Here is an 18617-nt window from a genome sequence, read left to right as displayed (position 1 = left end):
GACGAGCAACGCGGCATGGCCGTCTCTTTGGCGGCAACCCGAAGGGCTGGCCCCAAAGCGGGCGCATTGCGGCGTCTCTCCCTCCTTGTGTACGTCCAGTACACCGCGTCGGTCGATCCTTGCACTGTGCCCGCTTTGGGGCCAGTGCAGCGATCAATTCAATGTCAACAGGCCCTAGTACGGCGTTCTTCTGCCCGGTCGAATCGGGGATCATACGGAAATGACGCCGCCACAAAAAACATGCCGCGCGCTCGACTGGGCGATGCTCGCGCTCGCCATCGCGTCGATCTCGCTGCTGCTGTGGGACAGTCTGAGCACGCTCAGCGCTGCGCAACAGCAGGCCATCAGAGCCGCGGACCTCGGCATCTGCGCCGCTTTCGCCGCCGAGTTCCTGTATCGCTGGCACCGGCATCGCTGGAGCGCCGGCTACGTCGCGCGCAACTGGTACGACGTGCTCGGCATGATTCCGGTCCAGCAGCCGGCGCTGCGCGCGTTCCGGCTTGTCCGCATCCTCATCCTGATCTCGAGAGTCGGCATGACGGCCGACCGCGTTTACGGCGACGAATTCTTTCATCGCCTGAGCTGGCGCCTCAAGCGCGCATTGGTCAAATCGATCAGCGGCGCGGTGACGCTGGCGGTGATCGACGAAGTCGAAACCGTGCTGTATCGCGGCACCTACACCCGCAACCTGTCGCGCGCGCTCGATCGCAATCGCGACGAATTGCGCACGCTGATTCTCGACAAGATGCGCCAGGACCCGAGGACCGGAAAGCTGTCGAAGATCCCGTTCTACGACGACATCGTCGAGAGCGTGGTCAATGCCGCACTGCGCGTCAGCGGCGACCTGCTCGAAGATCCCCGTTCCGACCTGTTCGTCGCCGATCTGCTGCGCGAGAACCTGGAGCAGATTCGCAGCGCGGTCGAGCAGCGCGAGCAGCAACACGAGAAGTCCACACCGCCGGCACCGGGCTGACCGGATCGATTACAGTCCACCAGCGTCCGCACCATCAAAAAAACTCAAACAGAATCGGGAGAACCCATGCTGACCGTGCACCATCTGAACAACTCGCGTTCGCAACGCATCCTGTGGCTGCTGGAAGAACTCGGCCTGCCCTACGAGATCAAGCGCTACCAGCGCGACGCCGCGACCATGCTCGCGCCCAAAGAGCTCAAGGCGATCCATCCGCTGGGCAAATCGCCGCTGCTGACCGACGACACCGCCAATGGCGTGATCACCATCGCCGAGTCCGGTGCGATCGTAGAATACATCCTCGACACCTACGGCAATGGACGGCTCGCGCCACCGCGCGGCACGCCCGAGTTCCTGCGCTACCGCTTCTGGCTGCACTATGCCGAAGGCTCGCTGATGCCGCTGCTGGTGATGAAGCTGATCGTCGGCGTCGCCGGCAAGAAGGCGCCGCTGCTGGTTCGCCCGGTGGCCAAGGGCTTTGTCGGCGGCATCAACAAGGCGTTTCTCGGCCCGCAGCTGAAACTGCATCTGGACTATGTCGAATCCGAACTCGCCAGGCACAGCTGGTTCGTCGGCGAAGAGTTCACCGCGGCCGACGTGCAGATGAGCTTTCCGCTCGAGGCTGCCAGAGCGCGTGCCGGCAGCGCCGGGCAGAGCAGGATCGACGCGTTCCTGGAACGCATCCATGCGCGCCCTGCCTATAGGCGCGCGCTCGAAAAAGGCGGACCCTACGAACTGATGAGCTGAATACCGAGTCCAAAACACCGTCAGCATCCGCGATATCAACAGGAGAACGACATGCCAAGAACCGCAGGCAACAACAGCACGGCGGCGCGCACTACACACAGGTCTGGCTCTCAAAGCGAAGAACCGCGCCGCGATCTGGATTTTTCCGCCGACGCGACGCCGACGCGTGCTGGCGAGCACGGCCACAATGCGGAGCTGCGCGAGAAACCTCCGCAGCGGCGCATCCGCCGAGCCGGCGCGGCCGCGATCGGCGCAGGCCGCGGGCTCGACGAAGCGGAGCTGGCGGATACCGATCCGGTGGGCGAGAGCGAGGCGCGCAAGCTCAAGCGCAAGGCCGACCAGCACGCACACGACCCCAATGCCTTCGAACCCCACGAGGCAGCGGAAGTCGCCGCACGCGAGCGCGAAAAGCCGCGCTAACGGCAACCGCGCTGCGAAAGCTCGCCCGTTTGGGCTAAGACCCGGTGCCGATTAGCCGCCAAGCTGCGCCACGACTATCGGGGGAGCTTCAAATGGCCGCAGCTTGGACACTGGCAGACATGCCTTCGCAGCTCGGACGTGTCGCGCTGGTCACCGGCGCGAACCGCGGGCTCGGCTGGCACATCGCCGATGCGCTCGCCGGTGCCGGCGCTCACGTGGTGATGGCCTGCCGCGACGCGAACCGCGCCGAAGCCGCTGCCAGCGCGATCCGCAGCCGTCATCCTGCGGCTCGACTCGAGATTCTGCCGCTCGACCTGGCCAGCCTGGCCTCGGTGCGGCAGTGCGCCGAGCGCTTCGGCGAGCAGCATCCGCGGCTCGATCTGCTGATACACAATGGCGCGGCGATCCTGGTGCCGAAAGGCCAGACCCTCGATGGTTTTGAAACGCATCTCGGCGTCAACCACTTCGCGCCGTTTGTGCTGACCGGCCTGCTGCTCGATCACCTGCAGACGGCGCCGTCGGCGCGCGTGGTGAATACCGCGAGCCTCGCGCACCGGCTGACGCCGGGGCTGGACCTGAGCGACCCGAACTTCGAACATCGGCCGTACAAGGACATGGACGCCTACGGCGCGAGCAAGATCGCGGCCCTGCTGTTCACGCTCGAACTCGATCGACGCCTGCAGCGCGCCGGATCGAAGATCGTAGCGGCGACGGCGCATCCGGGTTACAGCAACACCAATCCTGAAACCGGCGGATTCTGGCTGCGCCTGGCGACGCGCCTGTTCGCACAGAAACCGGGTATCGGCGCCTTGCCCGCGCTCTATGCGGCGACCGCTGCCGAGGTGCGGGGCAACGACTACTTCGGGCCCGGTGGATTCAAGGAGCTTGGCGGTTCGCCAAAGCGCGTCGGGATGCGCGACGAGGCGAAAGATCCGCAGCTTGCAGCGCAGCTTTGGGATCTGTCGGAAAGAATGACGGGCATCCGCTATCTCAACCTGTAGGAGCGGTTCGTACCCGCGACTGTGTTCTGCCAGGTTTCAGTCGCGGGTACGACCCGCTCCTACAGGTTCGCTGATTGCGCCGGCACCGCGCCTGGCGGTAAATCCGGGGCTGCTACGCCTTCCGGCGCCGCTCCCGTATTCGCCGCGACCTTGCTCGGCGCCGCGATGCCGGCCCAGGCGCGGATCGAGGACGCATGCTCCTCGACCAGCCGGCGCCCTTCGCGGATCGCCTCCTTGGCACGATGGAAATCCATCAGTGCGAAATCCTCCAGCATCGGCACCAGGGTGATTTCCGGCGGATCGCCGGCCATGCGGCTGCGCGTGATCCGGTCCTGCATGATGTTGATACTGGAGGCGACCACGTCGAAGAAACTCGGGTTGTCGCTGGTGCTGCTGGTGAAGTACTCGCCGGCGCGCTGCCAGAAGCTGCGCTCGATCTTCGGCACCGATTCGGGCGCCACCTGCTCGCCCTGGCTGGCCATCGATACGTGCGCACCCACCAGCTGCGCGTTCAGGTTGACCGCGATGACGATGTCGGCGCCGAGTGCGCGCGCCGCGGACACCGGTACCGGATTCACCAGACCGCCGTCGAGCATCCAGCGATCCTCGAACTTCACCGGCGAGAAGATGCCAGGGATCGCGCAGCTCGCGCGCGCCGCCGGCAGGATCGGGCCCTTGGTTATCCAGATTTCGCGGCCGGTTTTCATGTCGGTGGCGACGCTGACGAAACGCCGGTCGAGTGTTTCGATCAGCGGATTCTTGTGCACTTCCTCGAAGAACCCGAACAGCTTCTGGCCCTTGACCATGCCGCCCGACAGCGTGAAATCGAGCAGGCTGAAAACATCGCGAGCGCTGAGCTTCTGCACCCACTCGCTGAACTCCTTCAGCTGGCCCGACACGTACACCGCGCCGACCAGCGAGCCGATCGAGGTGCCGGCAATCACTTGCGGCTGCACGCCGATGGCCTCCAGCCCTTCGAGCACGCCGATATGAGCCCAGCCGCGCGCGGAGCCGCTGCCTAGCGCGATGCCGATGACCGGCGGTTTGGTGGTATTGATCGGGCTGGATGCCATGGATATCGCCTGCGATGAGCCCCCATTAGATACGTTGTTAGATGCGTTGATACGCGATAGTGCCAGTTGATTCCATCAGGGGTTTGTAACCGCAGGCAACAAGGCCGGCGACGCCCATAAAAAAGCTCCGCCGGTTTGCGCCGGCGAAGCTCTGTGAACTGCAGCATTAGCTGCTGGATTTTGCTTCGAGCTTGTTTTCCACGCTCTTGACGCCGGAAGTCTTCTTGACCACCGACTCGGCCAGTTCGACCTGCGCCTTGTTATCGACCGTACCGCTCAGCGTGACGATGCCGCCGGTGGTTTCGACGTGGATGTCCATCGCGCTCAGTCCCTTGTCGGCGGCGAGCTTGGTCTTGATCTTGGTGGTGATCGCGGTGTCCTTGGTGGCCTGGCCGGCGGCGTCGAGCTTGGTCTCGACCTTGGCGCCCATCGTCTCCTGGGCGGAAGCCGACAGCGGCAGCATCGTGCCTGCGGTCAGTGCGGCAGCGAACAAGCTGGCAAATGCGGTATGGGTTTTCATCTTGATGTCTCCTTCGTGGTCGGCTTGCGCCGGTGACATGGGTCACGTCGCACAGTCTCTGCAAGTGCACTGAATGAGCTGTGAACCGGATACGCGGGCCTGACCTGACTGACAACAAAAAAGGCGGCTCTGTTGAGCCGCCCGTTCCACAACGATTCGCGGACTACTTCTTGTTGGGATCGGCGAACTTCGTATCGACGATTTCCTTTGCCCCTGTCGTTTCGTCCGCCAGGCGCGGTATCACATGACCCACCAGAAGACCCATTGCCATATCCAGCCGAACATAACGCAACTGGCCTTTTTCCAATGTAAAAGTCAGCTTGTTCTTAACCTCGGTCGCAGCCACGACCTCGTAATTTCCCGGGGCTCTATCGACATAGAAAAATCCATCGGGAACTGCGCTGCCTACGACCTCTCCATTGAGAGTCAGATCAGGCTGAACGGCTGCGCCCAGTGAGGACGGACGATAGAAAAAGATGCGGCCCTGATCCGAACGCAGCGGCGCTATCGAGGTGTCCTTATACGCCGGACCACTAGCACAAGCCGTCAGGCCGAGCACCAGTCCGAGCAAAGCCGCTTTGCACAAATTCTTCATTCCCATATTCCCCTATTGCTGTGATGAAACCACGGTGAAGACCAACGGAATCGGCTTGTCTACCGCAGCGAACGTCTGCTCGACCGGCAGGTAATAGCCGACCAGATCCTGGCCCTTCAAAACCAGGTAGGCCTCGTGAACGTTCGATGACTCGACGGTGAAAACAGTATTGATCGGCCGATAGACATCTCCGGCGGGAATAGCGCCCCGACACTCCCAACGCGTGCCATGCGCGATGACTCTCGAATAGAACGTGGATACCGAAACTTTCTGATCCTGCGTGATTTCGAATCTCGCATTGCTGCCTGTTTCGGCAAGCGTCGCGCGCGGTTGAGTCGTTGGTTGCCCAGGGACCGAAGCACAGCCCTGAATCAGCATCACGACGACAGGCACAAGCAACGCCAGCCGGAACGAACCGGCACGCTGAACAAGCTTCATTTCCCCTTTCCCCCGAAAGTACGCCTGATAGCGGCGTGTTGTGACGTCAGACTTTATTCTGTGTGAGCCATCAAGACAATGAGGTCTTCTCCGGCCATGATCCGCTCCACAGGCTCAGAACAACGCGACCTGATTATCGATTCGGTCGGGCTCGCTGAAATTTCCGAAGCCCACACCGACGAGCCGATAGCGTGTCGCTGAGTCAAGCTCGACCCGATCACGCAGTTGCAGCGCGATATCGATGAACTCCTGCAAGCTCGCGGGCGGTACCGGCGGTGTATGACTGCGCGTCAGGCTTTTGAAGTCGGACGTCTTCAGCTTGAGCACTACGGTGCGGCCGATGCGTGGCGTCTTGCGCGCCGCGGCCCAGGTTTTTTCAGCCAGTTTCTCGATGTGCGGCGCCAGATCCGACAAAGGCAGATCCTGCTCGAAGGTATCTTCGGCCGAGATCGATTGCGTCGGCCGGTCGGGCTGCACGCGGCCGCTGTCGATGCCGTGAGCCAGCTGATGCAGACGCAGGCCATAACGGCCGAAGCGATGCTCGAGCTCGGTGGCCGCGATCTTCTGCAGATCGCCGCACAAGGCCACGCCGAGCGCCGACAGACGCTCACCCGTCACCTTGCCGACACCCGGCAGACGTGCCACTGGCAGGCTTGGCATGAAAGCCTCGACGTCCTCGGGGCGGATCACGAAAAGCCCGTCGGGTTTTTTCCAGTCGGAGGCGATCTTTGCAAGAAACTTGTTCGGCGCGACACCGGCCGAGGCAGTCAGAGACAGCTCCTCGCGAATCTGCTCACGGATCGCCTTGGCGACACGCGTCGCGGTCGCCAATCCGGTCTTGTTTTCAGTCACGTCGAGGTAGGCCTCGTCCAGCGACAGCGGCTCAACCAGGTCGGTATGCCGCAGCATGATGTCGCGTACCGCACGCGAGGCCGCGCGATAGCGGATGAAGTCCGGCGGCACGAACACCGCGTCCGGGCACAGGCGTTCGGCGCGCACCGCGGGCATCGCCGAGCGCACGCCGTAAGTACGCGCTTCGTACGAAGCGGCACAAACCACGGAGCGTGAGCCGCGCCAGGCGACCACGACCGGCCGGCCACGCAGGCTCGGGTCGTCGCGCTGTTCCACGGACGCGTAGAACGCGTCCATGTCCACGTGAATGATCTTGCGCAAGGCGATCCCGCCGATCGCCCTAGCGCGTGCCGATGGCCGCACGCTGCGCGGTGATCGGCAGCGCGACGACGCGCTGCATCTCCTCGGTCTGCAACACACCGGGGTCCTTAAGCCAGGCCATGAACAGCGGTGTGGCGTCGTTGCCCCAGAACACCTCGTCGCCGACGACGATACTCGGCACACCGAACACCCTTCGAGCCACTGCGAGATCGTAGTTGTCGCGCAGAGACTGCTTGACCGGCGCCGCGGACAAGGCCGCGGCCACATCCGCGATACCGAGCTTGTCAGCCAGAGGCAACAGCGCCTCGACGCTGTCGGCTACCCGGCCTTCGAGCCAGATCCAGTCGAAGATCGCCGTGATCGCCTCGGGCGTGGTACCGGCGGCGATACACAGGCGTAGCGCCGGAACCGGATTGAAAGGATGCGTCGGCGGGAACCGCAGCGTTCGCCCGGCCTGCTGCGCCTGCCACAGCGCCATGCGATACGTGAAGCGGCGCTTGGCCGGCATTTCAGCCGGGCCGACCGTGCCCAGATGGTCGAGCAGAGCGCCGAACAGGATGGGCCGCGGGCTGATGTCGACGCGGCCTTTCAGCGCACGGATCTGCGGCCATTGCAGATAGGAGAACGGCGAAACGAAATCGAAGAACCAATCGGCTTGCATGCGATGCTCCCGTGGTGAAACGGGAGCATAGCCGGGCGTGGACCTGTTGGGGTTCGCTGCGCTCACCCCAACCTACGGATGCCTTGTAGGTTGGGGTGAGCGCAGCGAACCCCAACAGCCTCAGTACAACAGCCGCGTCTTCAGCGTGCCGGGAATCGCCGACAGCTTGTCCTTCAAGGCCTCCGCCTGATCCTCGCTCGCCGACACGTCGATGACCACGTAGCCGACATCGCCCGCCGTCTGCAGGAACTGCGCGTCGATATTGACCGCCTCGTTCGAAAACAGATTGTTGATCTGCATCAGCATGCCCGGCATGTTGCGATGGATATGCAGTAGGCGGCGGCTGTTCGGGTGCTCAGGCAGCGAGACTTCCGGGAAATTTACCGCTGACAAGGTGGAGCCGTTGTCGCTGTAGCGGACCAGCTTGGCGGCGACTTCCAGGCCGATGTTCTCCTGCGCCTCGAGCGTGCTGCCGCCGACATGCGGGGTCAGGATCACGTTCGGCAGCTTCTGCAGCGGCGACACGAAAGCTTCGGCATTGCCCTTGGGCTCGACCGGGAACACGTCCACCGCGGCGCCGCCGATCTGGCCGCTCTTGATCGCCTCGGCGAGTGCGTCGATGACCACGACGGTGCCGCGCGAGGCATTGATCAGCACCGCGCCGCGTTTGCACGCCGCCAGCTCCGGCGCGGCTATCATCCACTGCGTCGACGGCGTTTCCGGCACGTGCAAGGTGACGATGTCGCTGCGGGCCAGCAGCTCGCCCAGCGAGCCGGCGGGCGCCGCATTGCCGAGCGTCAACTGGGTTTCGATGTCATGAAAGATCACGCGCATGCCCAGGCTCTCGGCGAGCACGCCGACCTGGGTGCCGATGTGGCCGTAACCGACAATGCCCAGCGTTTTGCCGCGCACCTCGAAGCTGCCGACGGCCGACTTGGACCAGCCGCCCTTGTGACACTCGGCGTCCTTCTCCGGGATGCGGCGCATCAGCATGATCGCCTCGGCGATCACCAACTCGGCGACACTGCGGGTGTTCGAATACGGCGCATTGAACACCGGGATGCCGCGCGCCTGCGCCGCGCTCAGCGCGATCTGGTTGGTGCCGATGCAGAAAGCGCCCACCGCCATCAGCCGGCGCGAGTTCTGGAAGATCTCCGGCGTCAGCTGGCTGCGCGAGCGGATGCCGACGATGTGCGCGCTCGCCACCGCCGCGGCCAGCTCGGCCTCGGGCAGCGACTTCTCGTGGAACTCGATGTTGCTGTAGCCCGCCGCGCGGAACGTCTCGAGCGCGGTGCGGCTGACGCCTTCGAGCAGCAGCACCTTGATGTCCTGCTTGGGAAAAGAAGTCTTCTTCATCCGCGTCACCCGGGGGCAAAAAAATGGGGGCGCGCACTATGCCAGAGGGCACCCCGGCTGAACATGTTAGGAAGCGCAGGTCGGCAGTCCCTTGCCGACGTGAGGCCGCGATTGCACACCGAGCGCATATGTCGGCAAGGGATTGCCGACCTACTGCAAAGCAACTTCAGGCCGCCAGCGTCTGCCGCTTCTTCTGCACCTTGCCGCGGCTCTTGGCCGTCACCGTCGGCTGCTGCTGCAGCGCCGTCTGGTACTGCACCAGCATCTCGTGGATGAAGCGCAGTTTCTCGATACTCCGCGGCGACAGCATGAACGGATAGCTGTCGGCTTGGCCGAGGCTGCGGCTGAGGTTGTTCAGCGCATAGGTCAGCGACAGCCAGTTGTCGATCATCTGCTCGAACGGCTGGGTGCGCGCGGCCTCGGCGTTCGGCGGCACCTCCAGCGCGGGCTCGCCACGGCGCCTCGGCTGCAGCGCCAGGCCGCAGGCAGCCGCGGTCTCCAGCGAGTCGACCATGTGCATGTAGTGCGCCCAGGTTTCGGCCCAGTCCTCCCAGGGATGCGAGCTGGCGTAGCTGCTGACGAAATTCGTCTGCCAGTCCGCCGGAGCGCCGTCCTTGTAGTGGCGCTGCAAGGCCGCGGCGTAATCGTCGCTCTCGTCGCCGAACAGCGCGCGGAACGCGTCCAGGCGTTCGGCATTGTCCTTGATCAGCCGGTCCCAGTAATAGTGGCCGACTTCGTGGCGGAAGTGGCCGAGCAGGGTGCGATATGGCTCGTGCAGCTGCAGCCGGCGCTTCTCGCGCTCGAGATCGTCGGCCTCGGCGACGCTGATCGTGATCAGGCCGTCGTCATGGCCGGTCAGCACCGGGCCGGCCGGCGCCAGCTCGTCGCTGAGGAACTCGAAAGCCAGGCCCCTGACCGCGTCCTGCTGGCGGCTCAGCAGCGGCAGCTTGAGCTCGATCAGGCTGTAGATCAGGCGGCGCTTGGCGGTCTCGAGCCTGGCCCAGGCCTGGAGCTTGCCCGGCAGCTCCAGGTTCGGCAGCACCTGGGTCAGGCGGCAGGACACGCAGAGCGTGTCATGGCCGTCGGCCGGCACCGTCCAGTTGCAGACCTGGTGCTGCAGATAATTGGCGCAAAGCCGGTAGCGCCGATCCTTGGACGCCGGCGCCAGCGAGCGCCACAGATCGTTCTCGTCGGGATCGAGCGCGGCGAGCTCGCAGCTGTCCGGTAGAAACGCCAGCGCATGGCCGCAATGCGTACAGTTGACGTTCTCGAAGAACACCGTGTTCTGGCAATGCTGACAGTGGAATACTTTCATTGACGAGCTTCCAAAAGCAATGGCGGCGATCGGCATTGCCGCGTGATGCGAAACTGACCCGCAGCGCCTGACAAGCTGCGAGGCAGATGCGCTCTTGCGGACTCCAGCCCAGCAGCCTGTCGGACTGGGATGATCGGCTGCAAAAGCGTCTGTGCGGTCCATATTTCGTCGCCTTCTCGGCCCATAGCGGCGCTATGAGCCTTCAAAGTCGGCGAAATCTGTCCTCGCACAGCCACTTTTTCGCTCTCGATCACCCCAGTCCGACAGGCTGCTAGAGTCAGCCCGACAATGGTGAAGGCGGCGACTGGACTCAACATGAACGGGCGACACGATCCAGGCACGGCCAGTCTGCTGGGCCACAGCGACCCCGAACCCGTATGGATCGAGAACGCCGCAGGCCGCTCGCCGATCCTGCTGACCTGCGATCACGCCGGCCTGCAGATTCCGGCCGCGCTGGGCGATCTGGGTGTCGCGGCGGCCGACCTGCAGCGCCACATCGCCTGCGACATCGGCGTCGAGGGCCTCGGCCGTCTGCTCGCGCAAAAACTCGATGCGGTATGTATCGGGCAGCGCTATTCGCGGCTGGTGATCGACTGCAACCGCGAGCCGGGCAGCGCAGATTCGATTGCCGAGCGCAGCGACGGCACCGTCATTCAAGGCAATCTGAGCCTGGCGGCCGCCGACGCCGAGGCGCGCCGGCGCGAGATTTTCGCGCCGTATCACGCGCGCATTGCGGCCGAGCTGGACGCGCGCCGGCAACGCGGACGGCCAGGCTGCCTGGTTCTGCTGCACAGCTTCACGCCAGCCTGGGCGGGCGCCGCGCGGCCCTGGCATATCGGCGCCCTGTACAACCGCGACGCGAGGCTGGCACGTTCGCTGCTGCACCAGTTGCAGCACTCATACCAGGCAGCGCAGCCGGATCTCATGCTGGGCGACAACGAGCCCTACTCGGGCACCGACGGCACCGACTACGCGCTCAACCACTATGGTGAAGCGCGCGGTCTGCCGTATGTCGAACTTGAAATCCGCCAGGATCTGATCAGCGAGCCCGCCGGCCAGGCGCTATGGGCCGAAAGGCTGGCGCAGGCACTGCCAGCTGCCTATGCGCAGCTCACCGCCGACGCGGATCGATAGTGAAAACACCAGCAAACACTGAAGTAGCTGGCGCCAGCTACTTCAGTCTCAAGCAAGCTCTTCGGGTCATCATTCGCAGCGTCACGGGCGTCTTTCCGTGGGACGCCGACCTCTGCAGGTCAGATCGCGACACAACGAAAGGATGCAAATCATGTTGATCCGCCTGGGCTATGAAATGGTGTTTCAGTGCCCACAGCCGACGCCGATGATTTTGACGCTCCATGTGCACTTCTGTCGCAGCATGGATCTGGTTGAACCCGACAATTTGCAGATGGAACCGGCCGTACCCTTTCGCGTATATCGCGACGGCTTCGGCAATGGCTGCACGCGCCTGGTCGCGCCCCCCGGCCGCTTCCGCCTTTTTGCGAACGCGACGCTGCGCGACTGCGGCCTCCCCGAACCGAGCTTCCTCTCCGCGCGCGAAACGCCGGTCGACGAGTTGCCCGAAGACACACTGGTCTTCCTGCTGCCGAGCCGCTACTGCGAGAGCGACCTGCTGTCGCTGACCGCATGGCAGCTGTTTGGTGGCGTGCAGCCCGGCTGGGGGCGCGTGGAGGCGGTCTGCAACTGGGTGCATAACCATCTGACCTTCGGCTACCAGTACGCGCGGCCGACCAAGACCGCGTTCGAGGCTTACAACGAGCGTCAGGGTGTATGCCGCGACTACGCGCATCTGGCGATCGCGATGCTGCGCGCGCTGAACATTCCGGCACGTTATTGCACGACTTATCTCGGCGATATCGGCGTGCCGAAAGTCGATGCGCCCATGGATTTTGCCGGCTGCCTGGAAGCCTACGTCGGCGGCGCCTGGCACTTCTTCGATCCGCGCAATAACGCGCGCCGCATCGGCCGGGTACTGATCGCGCGCGGCCGCGACGCAGCGGACGTCGCGATCTCGACCTCGTACGGCCCGACGATACTGGAGAGCTTCAGGGTGTGGACCGACGAGGTGCCGGAGCAGTTGGCGGCTTAGGCGGCGTTTTCGTAGTTGATGGCGCAATCGCGGACAAGGTCCGCTCCTACAGTCGCGGATTGAATCTTGTTACGCGACTGTAGGAGCGGACCTTGTCCGCGATCGAGACCCCGCAGCCCGCTCAGCGCCCGTTGATCCGTGCGATCAAAGCCTCGGTAAAGCTCTTGGTATTCGCACTGCCACCCAGGTCACCGGTGCGCACCTTGTCGATATTCACCGTCTGGTCGATCGCCACGCGCAGGCGCGTGGCCTTGTCGTGCAGGTTGACGTGGTCCAGCATCATCGCCGCGCCGAGCATCAGCGCGATCGGGTTGGCGATGCCCTTGCCGGCGATGTCCGGCGCCGAGCCATGCACCGCCTCGAAGATCGCCGCATCGGCGCCGATGTTGCCGCCCGGCGCCATGCCCAGGCCGCCAACCAGGCCGGCGCACAGATCCGAGATGATGTCACCGAAAAGATTGGTGGTGACCAGCGTGTCGAACTGCCAGGGATTGATCACCAGCTTCATCGTGCAGGCGTCGACGATCGCCTCGTCCATCAGGATTTTGCCGGCGTACTTGGCCTTGTAGAGCTTGCGCGCCTCATCGAGGAAGATGCCGGTCAGCGCCTTCATGATGTTGGCCTTGTGCACGACCGTGACTTTCTTGCGGCCCAGCGCGATCGCGTTCTCGAACGCGTATTCGAGCAGGCGGCGCGAACCGGCGCGTGTGTTGACGCCGGTGGCGATCGCCACCGCCTCGGGATCGTCGTCGATCGCGATGAAATGCTCGTAGCCCATGTACAGGCCTTCGACATTCTCGCGGAACACCATCAGATCGATGTTCTCGTAGCGGCCGCCGGGGATGATGGTCTTGGTCGGGCGCACGTTGGCGTAGAGCTTGAATGCCTCGCGCAGGCGCACGTTGCTGCTGCGATAGCCGCCGGCGGACGGCGTCTCCAGCGGGCCTTTCAGCGCCAGGCGCGTGCTGCGGATCGAATCCATGGTCGCCGGCGGCAGCGCATCGCCGGTGCTCTGCATCGCCGCCAGACCCGCGGTCTGCACATCCCACTCGAACGGCGCGTCCAAAGCTTGCAGCGCCTGCAGCGTGGCCTCCATGATCTCGGGGCCAATACCATCTCCCGGAATGAGAGTGGCGCGTATGGGCGAGCTGGTCATGTCGGCTATCCGTTGGTCGTCTGAATAAAACAATGTATTAACCATGTCACTCTAGCGCCGGGCCACTGACATATCGACGGGAATTTTCCGATGCGCCTGATCCAATTTTCGGCGTTAGCTGCTTTTATGCTGAGCGCCTGCATGCAGCCGGCGCCGAAATCGGCAAGCGCTGCAACGCCTGCAACACCGGCGCCCAGCACCCCGAGCGAGGTTCTCGCGCAAACCCGGGCGAGCGACTGGCGTGAACCGGCACCGGAGAATCTGCTGGTGCTGGAACTCGCCTCGGGACGTGTGGTGATGGAACTGGCGCCGACCTTCGCCCCGCATCACGCCGACAACATCCGCGCGCTGGCGCACGAGCATTACTACGATGGCCTGGCGATTCTGCGCGTGCAGGAGAACTACGTCGTGCAGTGGGGCGATCCCGACGAGAAACGCGAAATCAAAAACGCGCAGCGCACGATACCGGGCGAGTTCTTCCGCTCGATGAGCGGCCTGAATTTCACGCCGCTGCCCGATGGCGACGTCTACGCGCCCGAGGTCGGATACAGCGACGGCTTCGCCGCCGCCCGCGATCCGAAATCCGGTCAGGCCTGGCTGGCGCATTGCTACGGCGCGCTCGGCGTCGGCCGCGGCATGGGGCCGGACAGCGGCGGCGGGCCGGAGCTGTACGTGGTCATCGGCCACTCACCGCGACACCTGGACCGCAACATCACCGTCGCCGGGCGCGTGCTGCAGGGCATGGAGAACCTGAGCGTGCTGCCGCGTGGCACCGGCGCGCTCGGCTTCTACGAAAAGCCCGAGCAGTACGTGACGATCCGAAGCCTGAGCGTGGCATCCGACATACCGGCCGCCGAGCGCCCGCATCTACAGGTGCTGCGCACCGACACCGCCAGCTGGAACGCCTATGTCGACGTGCGCCGCAACCGTCGCGACCCCTGGTTCCTCGACCCGACCGGGCACGTCGAGCTGTGCAATGTCGGCGTGCCGGTGCGTGCTATTCCGTAGGGCGGGTCGTGACCCGCCGTCTTTCCGGCCGAACAAAAGCGGCGGGTCACGACCCGCCTTACAAAAGCCGCGCCAATAAAAAAAGCGCGTGAGCCTTTCGGCTCCGCGCTTCAATGGTGGGCGGCAGGGAGACCGCCACTGGGAAAGGATGTGATGGGCACCCTGCCCTACGTGGCTTATCGGCCGGCCTTCAGCAAACTGTAGGTCGGCAATCCCGTTGCCGACGTGTATGCCCGATGCGCTATCGAAGTTTCACGTCGGCAAAGGATTGCCGACCTACGGTTTACCCTAAATCCAGCAGTTGCCGACTGAATTGCGTTGGGCGAGGCTTGTTTAGGGCGGGGAATCGCGGAGAGGGAGGATCCCCGGACGGGTGAAGCTCGACGCAAGGCGGAAATGGCGCAGCGGTCGGTATCGGAAATGGCGGGACTTGAGTTGCCCGCAGGCAAGGTCCGGGTGGCGTGGGACCAGCGCGCGGCGGCGACGCCGTTTGGGCAGATGCCGTACTTCATCGAGTTTCTGCACCTGTCGGGGCTGTGGCAGCGCTGGCGGGATGACTGCCCGCTGGCGTACACCAGCCCGAATGCGCCGGGCAAGGCGGACGTGCTGGGAACGTGGCTGCTGTCGATTCTGGCGGGGCACAACCGGTATGCGCACGTTACGGCGTTGCGCAACGACGGCGTCAACCCGGGTTTGCTGGGGATGGACCGGATCGTCTCGGAGGATGCGCTGCGGCGGGCGCTACGCCACATCAGTGATCGCGCAGAGGCATCGGAGCACTGGATGCAGGAGCACCTGCGCCAGAGTGCGTGGTCACTGCTGTCGAAAGACGACTGGATTCTCGATGTGGACGCCACGGTCAAGCCGCTGTACGGCCATCAGGAGGGCGCGGTACTGGGCTTCAATCCGCACAAGCCGGGGCGACCCTCGCACGTCAATCACACCTACTGGGCGAGTCCGCTACGGTTGGCACTGCGGGTGGAAACGCAGCCCGGAAACTGCACGCATGCCAAGCACGGACTGGCCGGCATTCTGGCGCTGCTCAAGGAACTGGGTCCGGAGCGTCGGCCCTATCTGGTGCGCGGTGACAAGAGCTACGGCAGCGACGAGATTCTGCGGGCACTGGAAGCCTGCAATCAGTCGTATTGCTTCAAATTGCGCATGACCAAGGGCGTGCAGAAGGTGGTGCGCAATCTGTGGGCGCACGACGACTGGTGTGATGCCGGACAGGGCTGGCAGGGGCGCCAAAGCACGATCCAACTCGTGGGCTGGGACCGCGCACGGCGCATCGTGGTGCTGCGTCGTCCGATCCGCGGCGAAGTGGCGATCGAAGATCAAGCCCAGCAGGTGCTGGGTTTCATCGAAGCCAGCAGCACGATGAAAACCTACGAGCACGCCGTGCTGGTGACCACGCTATCGGATGACCCATTCGACCTGCCGATGATGGCGCAACTCTATCGTGATCGAGCGGATTGCGAGAACGGCTTCGACGAACTCAAGAATCAGTGGGGCTGGGGCGGTTACACCACGCACGACCTGGCTCGGTGTCAGCTCGCGGCCCAGGCCGTCGCGCTGATCTACAACTGGTGGAACCTGTATTTGCGCATGGTGGAACCGCGCAAACATCTCGAAGCCATCACCGCGCGACCGCTACTGCTGACCGCCGTCGCCCGCGTCACCGAACACGCCCATCAACGGGTGATCCGCATCACCCCGCTGCATGCCTTCGCGCATCAAGCCATCGCAAGACTTCAGGCGGTCTCGGCCAAACTCAAGCAATGCAACCAAACTGCGGAGCAGTTACCCGGAACCACTACCTGGCAGCACATCTGCGACTACCTGCGAGCCGTCCTAATGGCCCTCAACCAGCTCCGATGCCGCGCTTTACCCGCCAACGGACCCCCTAAATTAGAGGTCAACTGCGGTTTTTAGGTTTACTTCTTCTTCGCTACCGGCGCGGTCAGGCCGCGGCGTTCCAGCAGCGGCCCGATGACCGGATCGCGCCCGCGGAAATCGCGGTACAGGTCCATCGCCTCGATGCTGCCACCCTTGGACAGCAGATGCTCGCGATACCAGTCGCCGTTCTCGCGCTTCAGGCCGCCCTTCTCCTTGAACCAGTCGTCGGTGTCGGCCACCAGCACTTCGCTCCAGATGTAGGAGTAGTAGCCGGCCGAATAACCGCCCGAGAACGCATGCGAGAAATACGTCGTGCGGTAGCGCGGCGGCACCGGCGCGTAATCGACGCCGGCCTTGGCCAGCGCGTCTTTCTCGAACGCGGCGACGTCCGTGATCTTCGCAGCCTGTTCGGCCGAGAGCTGATGCCAGGCCTGGTCGAGCAGGGTCGCGGCCAGGTATTCGGTGGTGCCGAAGCCCTGGTTGAACTTTTCGGCGGACTTGATCTTCTGCACCAGCGACAAGGGCATCGGCGCGCCGGTCTTGTAGTGCTTGGCGTAGTTCGCCAGCACCTTGGGCCAGGTCGCCCACATCTCGTTGGCCTGCGACGGGTACTCCACAAAATCCCTCGGCACGTTAGTGCCCGAGAACAGCGGGTATTTCACGTTGGAGAACAGGCCGTGCATCGCGTGGCCGAACTCGTGGAACATGGTCTGCACTTCGTCGGAGGTCAGCAGCACCGGCTCGCCGGCGCTGGGCTTGGGGATGTTCAGATGATTGGCGACGACAGCCTGGTAGCCGAACAGCTCGCTCTGGTCGATGTACGAATTCATCCAGGCGCCGCCGCGCTTGGAGTCGCGCTTGAACGGATCGAAGATGAAGATGCCCAGCGGCACGCCGTCCTTGAACACCTCGAAGCTGCGGATGTCCGGATGATATTTCGGCAGATCGCTGCGCTCGGTGAAGCTCAGGCCGTACAGCTCGTGCGCGGCGTAGAACACGCCATTCTGCAGCACGCTGTCGAGTTCGAAATACGGCTTGATCTGGGCCTCGTCGAGGTTGTAGCGCTGCTTGCGCACCGCCTCGGCGTAGTAGGCCCAGTCCCAGGCGGCGAGCTTGAACGCGCCATTTTGGGCGCCCTTCTGGCGATCGATCAGCTTCTGCATGTCGGCCGCTTCGCGCCGGGCGTTGGCCACCGCCGGCGGTGCCAGCTGATCCAGCAGCTTGTTCACGGCGGCGGTGGTCTTGGCGGTGGAATCTTCAAGCTGATAAGCAGCGTGGCTCGGATAACCGAGCAGTTCGGCGCGCTTGGCGCGCACCAGCACGATGCTCGCGACGACCGGTTTGTTGTCGGCGTCGTTGCCGCGATTGGCACGCTCGACCGAGGCCTTGTAGATGCGCTCGCGCAGCGCGCGATTCTTCAGGTCGGTCTCGGCAGGCTGGCCGGTGGTGTTCTGCAGCGTGATCAGGAATTTGCCTTCGTGGCCCTTGGCCTTGGCGGCTTCGGCAGCGGCGGCGACCGCGCCCTCGTCGAGCCCGTCGAGTTCTTCGCGGGTGTCGACCAGCACCGCCGAATCATTGCTTTCCTTCAGCACGTTCTGCTGGAACTGCGTGGTCAACTTGGCCAGCTGCTCGTTGTACTCGGTGAGCTGCTTCTTGTCGGCGTCGGACAGCTGCGCGCCGGCACGAACGAAGTTGATGGTGTAGCGCTCGAGCAGCCGCGCGCTCTCGGCGTCCAGCCCGAGCTGGGCGCGGCCGTCATACAGCGTTTTCACGCGCGCATAGAGCTTGGGGTCGAGGTTGATCGCGTCGTTGTACGCGGACAGCCTGGGCGAGATGTCGGCCTCGATCTTGTCGAGCGTGTCGTTGGTATTGGCGCCGGTCAGGTTGAAGAAAATCGCCGACACGCGCGCCAGCGTCTGGCCGCTGCGCTCCATCGCGACGATGGTGTTGTCGAAGCTCGGCGCCTCGGGATTGTTGGCGATCCGGTCGATCTCGGCGCGGCCTTCCTTCATGCCGATCTCGAAGGCCGGCATGAAATCCTCGTCCTTGAACTTGTCGAACTGCGGATAGTGATACGGCAAGGGGCTCAGCACGGTCAGCGGATTGACCGGAGCCGGCGCGGCGGCAGTGGCGGGCATGGTCGCCTCCGGGGCGGGCGTATTGGTGCTGGCGCAGGCGGCC

Annotated in this window: 18 protein-coding genes; 8 read left to right on the top strand and 10 right to left on the bottom strand. The window is 64.0% G+C overall.

The window, feature by feature from the left end; translation table 11 throughout:
• Window positions 1-220 precede the first annotated feature (220 nt).
• The 4 genes from JWQ90_RS11055 (at window position 221) to JWQ90_RS11040 (ending at window position 3138) form a co-directional block, all read left to right on the top strand.
• On the top strand, window positions 221-973 hold the full coding sequence (locus JWQ90_RS11055) for an ion transporter (RefSeq protein ID WP_299693535.1): 753 nt from the start codon (window positions 221-223) through the stop codon (window positions 971-973).
• Window positions 974-1039: 66 nt separating this feature from the next.
• Window positions 1040-1717: a glutathione S-transferase gene (locus JWQ90_RS11050; protein ID WP_299693532.1), complete on the top strand. Its 678-nt coding sequence runs from the start codon at window positions 1040-1042 to the stop codon at window positions 1715-1717.
• 51 nt (window positions 1718-1768) lie between these two features.
• The gene (locus JWQ90_RS11045) at window positions 1769-2137 is read left to right on the top strand and encodes a hypothetical protein (RefSeq protein ID WP_299693530.1); all 369 of its coding nucleotides are present in this window, start codon (window positions 1769-1771) and stop codon (window positions 2135-2137) included.
• A gap of 92 nt (window positions 2138-2229) precedes the next feature.
• Window positions 2230-3138, top strand: coding sequence for an oxidoreductase (locus tag JWQ90_RS11040; protein WP_299693527.1), 909 nt, complete (start codon window positions 2230-2232; stop codon window positions 3136-3138).
• Between the two features lie 59 nt (window positions 3139-3197).
• On the opposite strand, the gene rssA is transcribed toward JWQ90_RS11040, so the two are convergent.
• The 8 genes from rssA to JWQ90_RS11000 form a co-directional block, all read right to left on the bottom strand.
• Window positions 3198-4211, bottom strand: a complete 1014-nt coding sequence (gene rssA, locus JWQ90_RS11035; protein WP_299693524.1) for a patatin-like phospholipase RssA — start codon at window positions 4209-4211, stop codon at window positions 3198-3200.
• A 166-nt stretch (window positions 4212-4377) separates the two neighbouring features.
• Window positions 4378-4731, bottom strand: coding sequence for a BON domain-containing protein (locus tag JWQ90_RS11030; RefSeq protein WP_299693521.1), 354 nt, complete (start codon window positions 4729-4731; stop codon window positions 4378-4380).
• A 163-nt stretch (window positions 4732-4894) separates the two neighbouring features.
• Entirely contained in the window at window positions 4895-5326 is a 432-nt protein-coding gene (locus tag JWQ90_RS11025; protein ID WP_299693518.1) for a DUF2846 domain-containing protein, read from the bottom strand.
• A gap of 12 nt (window positions 5327-5338) precedes the next feature.
• Window positions 5339-5764: a hypothetical protein gene (locus JWQ90_RS11020; protein WP_299693516.1), complete on the bottom strand. Its 426-nt coding sequence runs from the start codon at window positions 5762-5764 to the stop codon at window positions 5339-5341.
• A 114-nt stretch (window positions 5765-5878) separates the two neighbouring features.
• Complete coding sequence (gene dinB / locus JWQ90_RS11015) at window positions 5879-6937, bottom strand: DNA polymerase IV (RefSeq protein ID WP_299693513.1); 1059 nt, start codon at window positions 6935-6937, stop codon at window positions 5879-5881.
• 19 nt (window positions 6938-6956) lie between these two features.
• The gene (locus JWQ90_RS11010) at window positions 6957-7598 is read right to left on the bottom strand and encodes a 2-hydroxychromene-2-carboxylate isomerase (RefSeq protein ID WP_299693510.1); all 642 of its coding nucleotides are present in this window, start codon (window positions 7596-7598) and stop codon (window positions 6957-6959) included.
• Window positions 7599-7718: 120 nt separating this feature from the next.
• Window positions 7719-8954, bottom strand: coding sequence for a phosphoglycerate dehydrogenase (serA, locus tag JWQ90_RS11005; RefSeq protein ID WP_299693507.1), 1236 nt, complete (start codon window positions 8952-8954; stop codon window positions 7719-7721).
• 166 nt (window positions 8955-9120) lie between these two features.
• Window positions 9121-10269: a putative zinc-binding peptidase gene (locus JWQ90_RS11000; protein ID WP_299693504.1), complete on the bottom strand. Its 1149-nt coding sequence runs from the start codon at window positions 10267-10269 to the stop codon at window positions 9121-9123.
• 315 nt (window positions 10270-10584) lie between these two features.
• Between JWQ90_RS11000 and JWQ90_RS10995 the strand changes: the two genes are divergently transcribed.
• Entirely contained in the window at window positions 10585-11403 is an 819-nt protein-coding gene (locus JWQ90_RS10995; protein WP_299693501.1) for an N-formylglutamate amidohydrolase, read from the top strand.
• Window positions 11404-11554: 151 nt separating this feature from the next.
• The gene (locus tag JWQ90_RS10990) at window positions 11555-12376 is read left to right on the top strand and encodes a transglutaminase family protein (RefSeq protein WP_299693498.1); all 822 of its coding nucleotides are present in this window, start codon (window positions 11555-11557) and stop codon (window positions 12374-12376) included.
• 121 nt (window positions 12377-12497) lie between these two features.
• Here the strand turns inward: JWQ90_RS10990 and JWQ90_RS10985 are convergent, their stop codons facing one another.
• Window positions 12498-13532, bottom strand: coding sequence for an isocitrate/isopropylmalate family dehydrogenase (locus JWQ90_RS10985; protein ID WP_299693495.1), 1035 nt, complete (start codon window positions 13530-13532; stop codon window positions 12498-12500).
• Between the two features lie 90 nt (window positions 13533-13622).
• Here JWQ90_RS10985 and JWQ90_RS10980 point away from each other — a divergent pair, with 90 nt between their 5' ends.
• Both JWQ90_RS10980 and JWQ90_RS10975 read left to right on the top strand, forming a co-directional pair.
• Window positions 13623-14540, top strand: coding sequence for a peptidylprolyl isomerase (locus JWQ90_RS10980; RefSeq protein ID WP_299693492.1), 918 nt, complete (start codon window positions 13623-13625; stop codon window positions 14538-14540).
• A 396-nt stretch (window positions 14541-14936) separates the two neighbouring features.
• Window positions 14937-16472, top strand: coding sequence for a transposase (locus JWQ90_RS10975; RefSeq protein WP_299693489.1), 1536 nt, complete (start codon window positions 14937-14939; stop codon window positions 16470-16472).
• Window positions 16473-16474: 2 nt separating this feature from the next.
• Here the strand turns inward: JWQ90_RS10975 and JWQ90_RS10970 are convergent, their stop codons facing one another.
• Window positions 16475-18574, bottom strand: a complete 2100-nt coding sequence (locus JWQ90_RS10970; protein ID WP_366919497.1) for a M3 family metallopeptidase — start codon at window positions 18572-18574, stop codon at window positions 16475-16477.
• Window positions 18575-18617 lie beyond the last annotated feature (43 nt).

Source organism: Hydrocarboniphaga sp., from assembly GCF_028291725.1.
Lineage (GTDB): Bacteria > Pseudomonadota > Gammaproteobacteria > Nevskiales > Nevskiaceae > Hydrocarboniphaga.
The sequence above is the reverse complement of the archived record's forward strand: the minus strand, read 5'-3'. Positions and strand labels throughout refer to the sequence as shown.

What these genes read in the sequence shown, in the direction of transcription:
- JWQ90_RS11055 (WP_299693535.1), top strand. Translation starts at nt 221, where the DNA reads ATGACGCCGCCACAAAAAACATGCCGCGCGCTCGACTGGGCGATGCTC.
- JWQ90_RS11050 (WP_299693532.1), top strand. Translation starts at nt 1,040, where the DNA reads ATGCTGACCGTGCACCATCTGAACAACTCGCGTTCGCAACGCATCCTG.
- JWQ90_RS11045 (WP_299693530.1), top strand. Translation starts at nt 1,769, where the DNA reads ATGCCAAGAACCGCAGGCAACAACAGCACGGCGGCGCGCACTACACAC.
- JWQ90_RS11040 (WP_299693527.1), top strand. Translation starts at nt 2,230, where the DNA reads ATGGCCGCAGCTTGGACACTGGCAGACATGCCTTCGCAGCTCGGACGT.
- rssA (WP_299693524.1), bottom strand. Translation starts at nt 4,211, where the DNA reads ATGGCATCCAGCCCGATCAATACCACCAAACCGCCGGTCATCGGCATC.
- JWQ90_RS11030 (WP_299693521.1), bottom strand. Translation starts at nt 4,731, where the DNA reads ATGAAAACCCATACCGCATTTGCCAGCTTGTTCGCTGCCGCACTGACC.
- JWQ90_RS11025 (WP_299693518.1), bottom strand. Translation starts at nt 5,326, where the DNA reads ATGAAGAATTTGTGCAAAGCGGCTTTGCTCGGACTGGTGCTCGGCCTG.
- JWQ90_RS11020 (WP_299693516.1), bottom strand. Translation starts at nt 5,764, where the DNA reads ATGAAGCTTGTTCAGCGTGCCGGTTCGTTCCGGCTGGCGTTGCTTGTG.
- JWQ90_RS11010 (WP_299693510.1), bottom strand. Translation starts at nt 7,598, where the DNA reads ATGCAAGCCGATTGGTTCTTCGATTTCGTTTCGCCGTTCTCCTATCTG.
- serA (WP_299693507.1), bottom strand. Translation starts at nt 8,954, where the DNA reads ATGAAGAAGACTTCTTTTCCCAAGCAGGACATCAAGGTGCTGCTGCTC.
- JWQ90_RS11000 (WP_299693504.1), bottom strand. Translation starts at nt 10,269, where the DNA reads ATGAAAGTATTCCACTGTCAGCATTGCCAGAACACGGTGTTCTTCGAG.
- JWQ90_RS10995 (WP_299693501.1), top strand. Translation starts at nt 10,585, where the DNA reads ATGAACGGGCGACACGATCCAGGCACGGCCAGTCTGCTGGGCCACAGC.
- JWQ90_RS10990 (WP_299693498.1), top strand. Translation starts at nt 11,555, where the DNA reads ATGTTGATCCGCCTGGGCTATGAAATGGTGTTTCAGTGCCCACAGCCG.
- JWQ90_RS10985 (WP_299693495.1), bottom strand. Translation starts at nt 13,532, where the DNA reads ATGACCAGCTCGCCCATACGCGCCACTCTCATTCCGGGAGATGGTATT.
- JWQ90_RS10980 (WP_299693492.1), top strand. Translation starts at nt 13,623, where the DNA reads ATGCGCCTGATCCAATTTTCGGCGTTAGCTGCTTTTATGCTGAGCGCC.
- JWQ90_RS10975 (WP_299693489.1), top strand. Translation starts at nt 14,937, where the DNA reads ATGGCGCAGCGGTCGGTATCGGAAATGGCGGGACTTGAGTTGCCCGCA.
- JWQ90_RS10970 (WP_366919497.1), bottom strand. Translation starts at nt 18,574, where the DNA reads ATGCCCGCCACTGCCGCCGCGCCGGCTCCGGTCAATCCGCTGACCGTG.